9 protein-coding genes are annotated in these 11576 nt (G+C 69.0%); 6 read left to right on the plus strand and 3 right to left on the minus strand.

What is annotated here, in order from left to right:
- Both IE241_RS08975 and IE241_RS08980 read left to right on the plus strand, forming a co-directional pair.
- Positions 1-743: tRNA-dependent cyclodipeptide synthase (locus IE241_RS08975; RefSeq protein ID WP_229898995.1), on the plus strand; the 743-nt coding region annotated here is incomplete at its 5' end.
- 77 nt (positions 744-820) lie between these two features.
- Entirely contained in the window at positions 821-2374 is a 1554-nt protein-coding gene (locus tag IE241_RS08980) for an MFS transporter (RefSeq protein WP_190021139.1), read from the plus strand.
- A 22-nt stretch (positions 2375-2396) separates the two neighbouring features.
- Here the strand turns inward: IE241_RS08980 and IE241_RS08985 are convergent, their stop codons facing one another.
- On the minus strand, positions 2397-3014 hold the full coding sequence (locus IE241_RS08985; protein ID WP_190021140.1) for a GNAT family N-acetyltransferase: 618 nt from the start codon (positions 3012-3014) through the stop codon (positions 2397-2399).
- Positions 3015-3369: 355 nt separating this feature from the next.
- Between IE241_RS08985 and IE241_RS08990 the strand changes: the two genes are divergently transcribed.
- Together IE241_RS08990 and IE241_RS08995 are read left to right on the plus strand one after the other, a co-directional pair.
- Positions 3370-4899, plus strand: a complete 1530-nt coding sequence (locus tag IE241_RS08990) for a M1 family metallopeptidase (RefSeq protein ID WP_190021141.1) — start codon at positions 3370-3372, stop codon at positions 4897-4899.
- Positions 4900-5070: 171 nt separating this feature from the next.
- On the plus strand, positions 5071-8973 hold the full coding sequence (locus IE241_RS08995; protein ID WP_268254364.1) for a WD40 repeat domain-containing protein: 3903 nt from the start codon (positions 5071-5073) through the stop codon (positions 8971-8973).
- A gap of 136 nt (positions 8974-9109) precedes the next feature.
- Here the strand turns inward: IE241_RS08995 and IE241_RS09000 are convergent, their stop codons facing one another.
- Entirely contained in the window at positions 9110-9280 is a 171-nt protein-coding gene (locus IE241_RS09000) for a hypothetical protein (RefSeq protein WP_190021143.1), read from the minus strand.
- 90 nt (positions 9281-9370) lie between these two features.
- On the opposite strand from IE241_RS09000, the gene IE241_RS09005 reads away from it, so the two are divergent.
- A complete protein-coding gene (locus tag IE241_RS09005) occupies positions 9371-9715 on the plus strand; it encodes a GatB/YqeY domain-containing protein (protein WP_190021490.1) in 345 nt (114 codons plus the stop codon).
- Between the two features lie 9 nt (positions 9716-9724).
- On the opposite strand, the gene IE241_RS09010 is transcribed toward IE241_RS09005, so the two are convergent.
- Positions 9725-10888, minus strand: a complete 1164-nt coding sequence (locus IE241_RS09010) for a serine hydrolase domain-containing protein (protein ID WP_190021144.1) — start codon at positions 10886-10888, stop codon at positions 9725-9727.
- Between the two features lie 127 nt (positions 10889-11015).
- Between IE241_RS09010 and IE241_RS09015 the strand changes: the two genes are divergently transcribed.
- Positions 11016-11525 (plus strand): HAD domain-containing protein, encoded by a 510-nt coding sequence (locus tag IE241_RS09015; RefSeq protein ID WP_229898997.1) that lies wholly within the window; start codon positions 11016-11018, stop codon positions 11523-11525.
- Positions 11526-11576: the final 51 nt, after the last annotated feature.

The raw sequence follows: 11576 nt of genomic DNA on the forward strand, positions 1-11576 counted from the left end.
CCAACGGCACCGACGACACGGCTCGCATCAACACCGGCATCAACGCCGGTATCGACGGTCGCAGCAAGGCGAGTTTCGGGGAAAAGGCCAAGTCGCTCCCTCTCGCCGGGAAACGGGCCGTCCTGCTGGTGAGCGTCGGCCAGCGCTATCACGAGGGCGACAAACTCCGGGCCACCGTGGAACTCGTCCAACGCGGCGGGTTTCAGCAGGTGACCATCGCCGTGGCTGATACTCTGCAGCGCACCAACTATCTCGGGATTTCCCGGCAGGACGCTTACGACCGCGCACTCAAGGCGGGAGACGAGTGGCTGCAGCGCAACGAGAAAACACTCGCCCGGCTCGCCGCGATCAGCGATGTCCTTCGCTGGGACGAGGCGCTGCGCGACCCGGTCTACCCACAGTTCCGCCGACGCGTCGAGGACGCCTACGAGCACGACCTGCGCTACCGGCAGGCCCTGCTCCGTACCGTCGGAAAGTTCCTCGATCGCCTCACGGCTCGCGACCCGGAAGCGGATATCGCCGTGGCGTCCCGGAATTGTCTGGGCTACCTCATCGAGGAATGCCCCGTCATCATGCCGACCTGGGCACACCGCGGATACGACTATGTGATTTATCCGCAGCCCATGACGGTGGCCATGGCGGAGACCCGACGGCTTTTCGTCGAGGACGCATACCCCGGCAAGGCGGAGTGGCTTCCCTTGAAGTTCAAGAAACGAGCCATGACCGCCCCGCACGTCATCTAGACCGCATCCAGACCGAATCCAGATCCCGTCCAGCCCCCATCCAGACCGCCCTTGACCCGGTGTAGGGGAACATCACCGTGACAGCATCGACCGACCGCAAGTGGTGGGCATTCGCCGGTGTCAGCCTCATCAGCTTCCTCGGCTGCATCGACCTCACCATCGTCAATACTGCCGCCCCACAGATCCAGGCCGATCTCGGCGCCTCCGTGACCGACCTCCAGCTCATCGTCAACATGTTCATCGTCGCCTTGTCGATGTTCATGGTGACGATGGGGCGGCTGGCTGACATCTACGGCCGGCGTCGCGTCCTCTACACCGGAACCGTCGTCTTCGCCCTGGCCTCCCTCGGCGCCGGACTCGCCCCGGGCACCGGCTGGCTCATCGCCTTCCGGTTCCTCCAAGGCGCCGCGGGAGCCGTTCTCTACACCTCCACGGGCGCCATCGTCCAGAACGCCTTTCCCCGGTCGCAGCGCGGCCGTGCCATCGGCGCCCTCTACGGCGTCAACGGCCTGGGCCTGGCCGTCGGCCCGCTGCTCGGCGGAGTCATCGTCTCCTCCGTGGGCTGGCACTGGGTGTTCTGGCTGAACGTCCCCCTCATCGCCGTCGCCCTGACCTTGTGCTCCTTCAGCGTCAAGGAGTCCCGCGACCAGGGCGCCCCCGGTCTGGACTGGCCCGGGCTCGTGCTCATCAGCCTGGGCATCCCTGCCGTGGTCCTGGCCTTCACTCTCGGCGACCACTGGGGCTGGTCCAGCGCCCGCACCCTCGGCCTGCTGGCCTTCGCGACGGCCTGTCTCGTCGCCTTCTACGCCGTCGAACGCCGTGCGGCCGACCCCATCATCGCCTTCCGTCTCTTCCGCCACCGCGCCTTCCTCGGCGCCATCGTCTCCGACTTCGCCCTGGCCTGCTTCTACGCCACCGTGCTGTTCTTGCTGCCCCTCTACCTCAGCGACGTACGGGACTACGGCGGTTACGCCACGGGTGCGCTGCTCCTGCCGTGCACCGCCGTCATGGCGGTGCTCTCCCCCGGCGTCGGCCGGCTCACCGACCGCTACGGACCCAGGAAGCTCCTGGCCGTCGGCTTCGCCGCGTTCACGGTCTCGGCCCTGCTGCTCGCGCGGATCGCCCCTGACACCTCCATCGGATACCTCGCCCTCGCGCTGGTGGCCATGGGCCTCGGCTGGGCGTTCATTCTCGGTCCCGCCACCGTCTCCGCGCTGTCCTCCGTGCCCGAGCGGCAGGCGGGGCTCGCCGTCGGATCCTCCTGGACCTTCCACAACCTCGGCGGAGCCATCGGACTGGCGGCTGCCATCAACCTCTACCGCCTTCAGAGCGAACACACGCTGACCACCGCACTCGCCGAACGCCACGCACCCACCGGCCCCTGGACGCAGTCCGTGGTCGGCGACCCGGAGCACGCCACGGCGCTGCTCCGGCAGCACACCTCCCTCAGCGGCCCGGAGATCGGCGAGGTCTACGGCCAGGTCTTCTCCCACGGCATGCAGTCCGCGATGTGGATGGTGGCCGGCACCTCACTGGCCGCCCTCGCCGTCCTCGGTCTCCTCGGCCTGTCGGCACGCCGCTCCACGGCCGCCGCCTGCGAGGTGACGGTCGACAACGAACTCGCCCGGTAAGCCGCCGCCGGGCGCCCCCGGCCTACCGGCGAACGTCTGCGCGCGCTTCCCGCCACATCGACCAGAGTGTCGGGCCGCCTCCGGGTACGTGGATCTCGCCGCGCACGGTGAACCCGAATCGCTCGTAGAAGCCGATGTTGGCTTGCTTCGACGATTCGAGGTGGGCCGGCAGTCCGGCTGCGTCCGCCTTGGCCAGGCCCGAAAGCAGCAGGGCGGCGCCGTGGCCGCTGCCCTGGGCCGCCGGGTCGGCGCCGAGCACCGCCAGGTACCAGTGGGGTTCCCGGGGAGTCGCCTCGCCGACCAGTTCCAGCATTTCCCCCAGCCGGGCCGCGTGCTCGCCCAGCAGCCCGTTGATGCGGGCCAGCGTCCCCTCGTCCGGGTGCTGCTCGGCCGTGCCGGGCGGTGTCCAGAAGGCCGCTGCCGCATCGGTGCGTTCACAGTGCCCGAGCGGGCCGTACTTGTGCGTGAGCATGACGTCGAACCACTGGGCGAGACGGCCCTCACGACCGTCTTCGTCAGGGAACAGCCACAGCATCATCGGGTCGTCCCCGAAGGCGCGGGCCAGGGTGCGTGTGATCTCAGGAGCGTCGCCGCTCTCGATCGGCTTGGGCGTGTTCTTGGGGGTGTTCGTTGACTGCATGCCGACAACGTAGGTTCCGAGATCTTTCCAGCGCATCGGTCGTTCTACCGATAGTCCGGGTTCCGCCGAGAGTCCATGCCCCCGGGGCGACAGTCCAGGCCCCCGGGGCGCTGGCCGCTCGACAGCACAATCGGTGCGACGAGACCCCGCAAGGGCGCCGTAGCACGGGGTTTCCCTGCCCGAGGCCGAGGAGGAAACAGGAAACCTCTCGACCTCGGGGACCCGTTCCTGTGTAGTGATGGCCAGGGCCCGCAGCAGTGCCCGACCAACAGGTCCAACCGACGTTGCCGCTGCCTCGCCCTTTCCCATTGTGCCGAGCACTGCCTTACTCATTGCATCAGGGGAAGTGATTCGATTGCGCCACCGATCCACCGTCGTGGGCGGCGCTCTTGCCGCCTGCCTCCTCCTCACCGTTCCGGCCTCGGCCGCGACGCCCACGCCCGGATCCGCCGGGATAGGGGACCCGTACCTTCCTGATTCCGGGAACGGAGGTTACGACGTCTCTCACTACGACCTGCGTCTGCAGTACCGGCCAAGGACCGATCGGCTGGACGGCACGGCGACGCTCCTTGCCACCGCCACCCAGGATCTGAGCCGCTTCGACCTGGACTTCGTCCTCGACGTCCAGGAAGTCCTGGTCGACGGCAAGAGAGCCGCCTTCGCCAAGGCCGGTGCACACGAGCTGCAGGTCACGCCACGTACCCCGCTGTCCAAGGGGCGCCCGTTCACCGTCGTGGTCCGCTACGGCGACGTCCCGTCGGAGAAGAAGGTCGACGGGCACTCCGCGTGGTCCCGTACACCGGACGGAGCCGTGGTCGCCGGGGAGCCCGCCGCGGCCGCCTGGTGGTTCCCCAGCAACGATCACCCCCGGGACAAGGCCACCTACGACATCTCCGTCGCCGTACCGGAAGGCCTCCAGACCGTAAGCAACGGCATCCTCAGCTCCCGGTCCACCCAACGCGGCTGGACCCGCTACACCTGGCGCTCCACCAAGCCCCAGGCCACCTACCTCGCCACCCTGGCCGTCGGCAAGTTCGAGATCGCTCAAGGCACCACCTCCAACGGCCTGCCGGTCATCAACGCGTACAGCAAAGACCTGGGTGACGGACTCGCACCGGCCAAGGCGAGCATCGAACGCACCGGCGAGGTCATCGACTGGGCGAGTACGCTCTTCGGCCCCTACCCTTTCGAGGCGGCCGGCGGCTACGTGCCGAACCTGCCCGGGCGCGGCGCACTGGAGACCCAGACACGGCCGGTGTACGCCTCCGGGACGTTCCAGAACGGTGCCTTCATGGAAGTCGTCGTGCACGAACTGGCGCACCAGTGGTTCGGTGACAGCGTCTCGGTGCGCAACTGGCGCGACACCTGGCTCAGCGAGGGCTTCGCCACGTACGCGGAGTGGCTGTGGTCGGAGAAGGAGGGCGAGGGGACGGCCCGGGAACTCGCCGACTACGCCTACGCCTCCCAGCCCGCCGACGACCCGTTCTGGAAGGTCCGGCCTGCGGACCCCGGCAAGGACAACCCGCTCCACAACGCGGTCTACCTGCGCGGGGCCATGGCACTCCAGGCCCTGCGCGAGAAGATCGGCGACAGCACCTTCTTCACCGTGCTCAAGGAGTGGCAGAAGCAGCGCCGCCACGGCAACGCCACCGTGGAGGACTTCACCCGCCTCGCCCAGGACGTCTCCGGCAAGTCGCTGCGCCGGCTCTTCGACACCTGGCTTTACACCCCCGGCAAACCGGCGCAGGGCCCGGGGGCGGCCGGCGGCAAAAACGGGATTGCCCAGGCGGCCCAGCCTGTTCAGCCGAAGTCCTGGAAGAATCTCGAGCGGGCTCGGCTCAGCCACCGGCACCGACCGGAGCTGACCGGAGCTGACCGGAGCTGACCGGCACACAGGTCACCTGTGGTGAGGGAATCGTTGCGCTACGGCACCACGCGCTGAAAAGATCTTCCTTGGTATTGCAGCCGCATCCGGTGGGGGCCTGGGCACGCTTGAGCCGGGAAGCCCTCGATGGGCGAGCCCCCGCTGGGACGTGCCAGGAGGGGGTGATCGGCGATGGACGGGAAAGGCCAGGCTTCCGGCAGGGATCAGGCCGGGGCGTCGGGCCCGGCTGCGCCACAGGCCGGGGAGCTGTTGCGACGGCTGAGGCGTGAACGGGGCATGACGCTGGACGGGCTGGCTCGCCAGGCGTTCTACAGCAAGGGCTATCTGAGCAAGGTCGAGAACGGTGAGAAGCCGTTGACGCTGGAGCTGGCCCGTGTCTGCGACCGGGTGCTGACGGCGGGCGGGGTGCTGGAACAACTGGTCCGGAGACCGGCCGGAGGAAGACGCAAGGCACAGACCGAGGACGTCTGCCCGTATCGGGGGCTGGCTCCGTTCGGCACCGGGGATGCCCGGTGGTACTTCGGACGCGACGAAGCCGTCGCCGACGTGGTCTCTCAGCTGACCGAACGGCTCCGCATACCGGGGACGTTGCTGCTCATGGCCCCGTCCGGAGCGGGGAAGTCCTCGTTGCTCAGGGCAGGGCTGCCGCCTGCCCTGGCACGCGGGGTCCTACCCGCCTCCGGCTCGCAGGCCTGGCCTGTCGTGCTGTTCACGCCGGGCGAGCACCCTCTTGAGGAGCTCCTCGACCGCATAGCGGTGGCGACCGGAGCATCCCGCGGGCTGTTGGGCAAGGCCTTGGAGGAAGGAGGGGGCGCTCTGGCCGCCACCGTGCGCGCCGCGCTGGACAGCCTTCAGCAGGCTGCGGATTCGGGCGCCGGCACGGGACAGGCGTCGCAGGACTCGGTCGCACCCGGCTGCGCTCGTAAGGCCGCTTCCCTTGTCGTCGTGGTGGACCAGTTCGAAGAAACCTTCATGCTCTGCCCTGACGAGAAGGAGCAAACGGCGTTCATAGAGGCGCTGGGGGCTCTGGCGGAAGGACGGAGCGAGGAGAGCGAAGAGAGAGACGGCATTTCTCCGGCCCTTGTCGTCCTCGGGGTCCGCGCCGACTTCTATGACCGCTGCCTGGCCTTCCCCGGACTGGCCGCGTCGCTGCGGCGAGGCCACGTCACGCTGGGGCCGATGGACGACGCCCAGTTGCGTACGGCCATCACCGGACCGGCGCACGCCGCCGGCTTGGAGGTGGAATCGGGGCTGGTCGAAATCCTGCTCCGTGACATCGGCCTCACGCCGGGTGATGCGAAGCATTCCGGCGCGAACGTGAACAGGGCCAAAGCGCTTCCCCTGCTCTCCCACGCACTGCTCAGCACCTGGCAGCACCGCAAGGACACCACGCTGACCGTTGACGGCTACCAGCTGACCGGCGGCATCTCAGGCGCAGTGGCCGCCACGGCCGAGCGCGCCTACGCCTCTCTCCCCGCTCGCCGACAGGAGATCGCCCGGCAGGTCCTGCTTCAGCTGATCCAAGTCGGAGAAGACAGAGAGACCAGCCGGCCCAGGCGACGAACCGAACTGCTGGAGGCCGGTGAGGACGTCATCGAAACGTTCACCCGGGCCCGCCTGTTGACGGTGGACACCGATCACGTTGAGGTGGCCCATGAAATCCTGCTGCACGTCTGGCCCCGCCTGCGCCAATGGATCGATGACGACCGCACCAGTCTGCGCATCCGCCAAACCCTCGCGGACGCGGCCACCGCTTGGCAGAACGAGGACCGCGACACCGGCCTGCTCTACCGCGGCACCCGCCTCGCCGCAGCCCTCGAAGCCGCCGCGATCCCCAACGGTACGGCTCTCCTGACACCTGCGGCGCGGACCTTCCTCGAGGCAAGCGCCGGTCTCGAGGCGTCCGAGAAACTGACGGAGCGCCGACGTCTGCGTCGCCTGCGCATCCTCACCTCCGGCCTGGCAACCCTGCTCGTTCTCTCGCTCGTGGCCGGTGCCCTCGCCTTTCAGCAGAACCGGGAAGCGGACGCCCAACGCCGCATCGCGGTGTCCCGGGAACTTGCCGCCCGGGCCGACGGCATGCTGCGAGACCGGCCGGAGGCCGCCATGCTCCTCGCCCTCGGCGCCTACCGCCGCTCCCCCACTGCCGAGGCCCGCAGCAGTCTGCTCAGCGCTTACGCCCAGTTCCCCGGCAACCAGCTCACCGGGCACACGGACGACGTCTACGGGGTGGCATTCAGCCCCGACGGCCGCACGGTGGCCACAGCCGGTAATGACCACTCGGCCAAACTCTGGGACCGGGCCTCGCAGCGTCTCATCGCGACGCTCGCCGGGCACACCGATCAGGTCGTCACCGTGGCCTTCTCGCCGGATGGCCGTATCCTCGCCACGGCCGGCAGGGACCGGACGGCGAAGCTGTGGGATACGAGCGATCACCGTCTCATCGCCACGCTCACGGGCCATACCAGGGGTGTCAGCGGAGTGGCGTTCAGTCCTGACGGACGCGCCCTGGCAACGGCCGGCGACGACGGCACCGTTCGCCTGTGGGATGTCACCGGACAGCGGCCAACAGCCGTCCTTGCCGGCGGAAACAGCAAGGCTTGGCGGGTCGCGTTCTCACCCGACGGCCACACGCTGGCAGCCACCTACCACGACAAGGTCGCCAGGTTGTGGGACACGGCTTCACATCGGGAAGTCGCAACCCTCACCGGACACACCGACACCGTGACGGGTGTCGCGTTCTCCCCCGACGGGCACACACTGGCCACAGCAAGCGCCGACGCGACGGTGCGTCTGTGGGATGCGCGAACACATCGTGTCCTCACCACCCTGACCGGGCACAAGCAGTCCGTCATGTCGGTGGCTTTCTCCTCTGACAGCCGTACCCTCGCCACTGCCAGTTACGACGGCACCACACGGCTCTGGGACACCGCCACGCACCGCACCACCGGCACGCTGGCAGAAACAGACACGCCTCGACCGGGGTTCCCGGTGAGTGTGGCTTTCAGCCCGGACAACAAGTATCTGGTGACAGGGACAGTATGGGGAGCGGGTGGCAATGGCAACGCTCCAAGCCCTCAGTTGTGGGACGCCTCAACCCAGCGGAAGGCCGGATCTTTCACGGGCACCGACAACGCCGTCACGGCCGTGGCTCTTTCCCCCGACCGGCGCACCCTGGCCGCCGGCGACTCCGGCGGAATGGTCACGCTGTGGAACACCGCCGCCAGAAGCCCGTTTGCCGCCCTCACCGGACACACCGAAGCCATCACCAGCCTGGCGTTCTCACCCGATGGCCGCACCCTCGCCAGCACCAGCAGCGACCGCAGCGCGCGGTTGTGGGACATGAGCACGCACAAGGAGATCGCCGCCCTCACCGGACACACCTCAAAGATCCTCACCGCAGCCTTCAGCCCCGACGGCCGGACCCTGGCCACCGCCGGCAGCGACCGCACCACGCGCCTATGGGACACACGCACACACCGTGCCATCGCCGTCCTCGGCAAGGAACCCGACGCCGTCTCCGGCCTGTCCTTCTCCCCCGACGGACACACCCTCGCGACCGGCAACTACGACGCGACCGCCCGCCTCTGGGACACCCGCTCCCACAAACTCATCACCACCCTGCCCCACACCGGCCAGACGTGCAGCATCGTCTCCCTCGCCTTCAGCCCCGACGGCCGCACACTCGCCGCCACCAGCTGCGACGCCGTGCTGTGGAACGCAGAAACCCACAAGTACGTCACCAGTCTCTCCGGTCACACAGCAGCCCCGAAGCAACTGGCCTACTCTCCGGACGGGCGCACCTTGGCCACAGCCGGTTTGGACCGCACCATCCGCCTATGGGACACGAGGGACCGGCATGCAGTGGCCACCCTGACCGGACCGGGCGCCTTCATATCCGCCCTGGCCTTTTCCCCCGCAGGCGACTTCCTTGCCACCGCAAACACAGACCCCACCATTCGGCTATGGGAACTCAACCCGGAGGTCGTCGCTGATCGCGTCTGCGACCTCAGCCGAAGCCACCGCTGGCATCAGGCCATCGCCGACCTCCCTGCCGATACGCCCTGCCCCTGAGCCTTGTGGCCCACGCTCCACGGCCAGGGCTGCTGCCATTACGGCGACCGCCGTGGCCGCCCGGCCAGCCCGGCGACGGGGATGCCGGCCACGGCATCGAGCACGTGGTGGTAGCGGCAGTAGACGACCGCGACGGTCACGACGCGGCCGCGGCTGCCATGACGCGCGCAGCTGCTCTCGGCACGCCGCTCGTGCGCATGACGAGGGCAGCGGCCCAGGCGCCCGCCACGTGGGCTGAGGGGAAGCGCAGGCACATGCAGAGGACGTAGCGCTCCAGCGCGAACACCACGAACACCGCGAACGTCACAGCACGTTCACGTTGTGGGCCCAGGGGCACAGCCATAAGGTCACCGGTATGTCTGTACGTCTGCGTATGCGTCAAGCACTGCCGGAAGCGATGCGTGCCCGTGACAAGACCGCAGTGAGCGCACTGCGCGCAACACTTGCCGCGCTGGACAACGCCGAGGCGGTGCCCGTGGACGAAGCCGCGCTCCGCGGCGGGGCCTTTGAGCAGTCGCCGGTCGGCGCCGGCGCCACCGAAGCACCACGGCGTGAGCTGAGCGAGCGCTGCATGATCGACGTCGTGCGCGCCGAAGCCACCGAGCGGCTGGAGGTTGCAGCGCAGCTGACTGCACCCGCGCATGCCGACCGAGCCGCGCAGCTTCGCGCGGAGGCCGCCGTGCTGCTTCACTTCCTTGACAGTGCCTGGACCGGTCCCGGCACCGGTCCAGGCACCACATAGGACACCGCACTAGCGCACGGCGGCCGCCCGCACCGCGGCCTCGGCCAGCCGGTGGTTCTCGGGGCCCGCGCCGAACCCCGACGGGAAGCCGAAGCGCCGGCGCGTGTAGGCATAGGCCACGCCGCTGTCCGGGTCCGCGAAGCCGAGCGAGCCGGTCGCACCGCTGTGACCGAAGGCATCCGGGCCGAGGAACGGATAGCGGCCGCTCAGCTCCTCGAAGCCCAGACCGAAGACATCCTCGTTACCGGTGACCAGGTCGGTTCCGCGGTACTGAACGCGGGCGAACTCGGTGACGGTCTCCGGCTTCAGCAGCGGAGCCCGGCCGTCCACCTCACTGATCGCCGCGGCGTACATCCCCGCCACGCCCCGTGCGGTGCCGACCCCGCCGGCCGACGTGGAGCCGAGTGCCCGGACGGCACGGGTGTTGGCGAAGGCCACCAGGTCGGTCGGCGGGGTCGCGTTCTGATTGAAGGCGATGCCCTTGACACTGTCCGGGGCAGCCGCGTTGGCCGCGAGCCGCTCGGCCTCCTCCGGAGTGGGCAGCATCGGCAGCACGTCGGCATAGCGCGCTTCGAGCGACTCGGGCAGGCCCAGGTGGAAGTCGAGCCCGTACGGCGCCCGGATCCGCTCTTCGTAGATCTCCTGGATCGAGCGGCCGGTCACCCGTCGCACGACCTCGCCCGTCAGGGCGCCGATCACGAAGGCGTGATAGCCGTACGCCTTCCCCGGCTCCCAGAAGGGCCGCTGCGCGGCGAGCCGCGCGGCCGTCAGCCGGTCGTCGGCCAGCTCCTCTGTGGTGAAACCGCCGTCGACGCCCACGACCCCGGAACGGTGCGCGAGCAGCTCGCGCAGGGTCAGCCGGCCCTTGCCCTCCGCCCCGAACTCCCGCCAGTACGCGGCCACTTCGCGGTCCAGATCGAGGACGCCGTCCTGCACCAGGAGCGCGACCACGAGGTGGGCGGCGCCCTTGGTGATGGAGTAGAGGCCGGTCAGCGTGTCCGCCGCAGTACCGGGACCGCCCCACAGGTCGACCACCCGGCGGCCGTCCACGTGGACCACGAGCTGCGCCTCGGGCGCGTCCCGTTCCTCGCCGAGCACTGCGGCGAACGCCTCCCGTACGCCCTCGAAACCCTCTGCCACCGTCCCATGCACTCGGTCGTCGTCGCGCGCCATGGCCTGCCCCCTCGTCGTTGATCACGTGCTGTTCGAAAGATCGCAACAGCCGTATGCAGGCGGTCATTCCCGGGGGTGCCGGCGCACTGCCGTGCGGCGTAAGCCCGAAGGCGGCTATCGTGCAGCGGTGATCGGTTCTACGCTGCCTCTTCTCTTCCTCGATGTCGACGGGCCCCTGATTCCCTTTGGTGCCGCAAACGGGTATCCGGCATACGGAACAGGGCGCGAGCCTCAAGCAGCCGACGCGAATCCGCTGATCACCAGGATCAATCCGGCGCACGGGCCCCGGCTGATGGCGCTGCCGTGCACTCTGGTGTGGGCCACGACGTGGATGTCCGACGCCAATGAATGCATCGCACCCTGGCTCGGCCTGCCGGAGCTGCCCGTGGTGACCTGGCCGGACCCCTCCGACGACGACATCAGAGGAGGCCTCCACTGGAAGACCCGTCCCCTCGTCGACTGGGCGGACGGACGCCCGTTCGTCTGGGTCGACGACGAGATCACCGACGCCGACCGGTCCTGGGTCGCAGCACACCACCCGGGCCAGGCCCTTCTGCACCGGGTCGATCCCCGGCAGGGCCTGACGGAGCGGGACTTCACCCTCCTCGGCCAATGGCTGCGACGAAGCACGGGCTGACTGCCGAAAGCATGCGACATGCGCGTCAAGCCGCTGTGACGTACGCAGTAC

Source organism: Streptomyces hiroshimensis, assembly GCF_014650335.1.
Taxonomy (GTDB): domain Bacteria; phylum Actinomycetota; class Actinomycetes; order Streptomycetales; family Streptomycetaceae; genus Streptomyces; species Streptomyces hiroshimensis.

Excerpts from the sequence above, each read along its gene's own strand:
- IE241_RS08985 (WP_190021140.1), bottom strand. The coding sequence starts at position 3,014 with ATGCAGTCAACGAACACCCCCAAGAACACGCCCAAGCCGATCGAGAGC.
- IE241_RS08995 (WP_268254364.1), top strand. The coding sequence starts at position 5,071 with ATGGACGGGAAAGGCCAGGCTTCCGGCAGGGATCAGGCCGGGGCGTCG.
- IE241_RS09005 (WP_190021490.1), top strand. The coding sequence starts at position 9,371 with ATGCGTGCCCGTGACAAGACCGCAGTGAGCGCACTGCGCGCAACACTT.
- IE241_RS09010 (WP_190021144.1), bottom strand. The coding sequence starts at position 10,888 with ATGGCGCGCGACGACGACCGAGTGCATGGGACGGTGGCAGAGGGTTTC.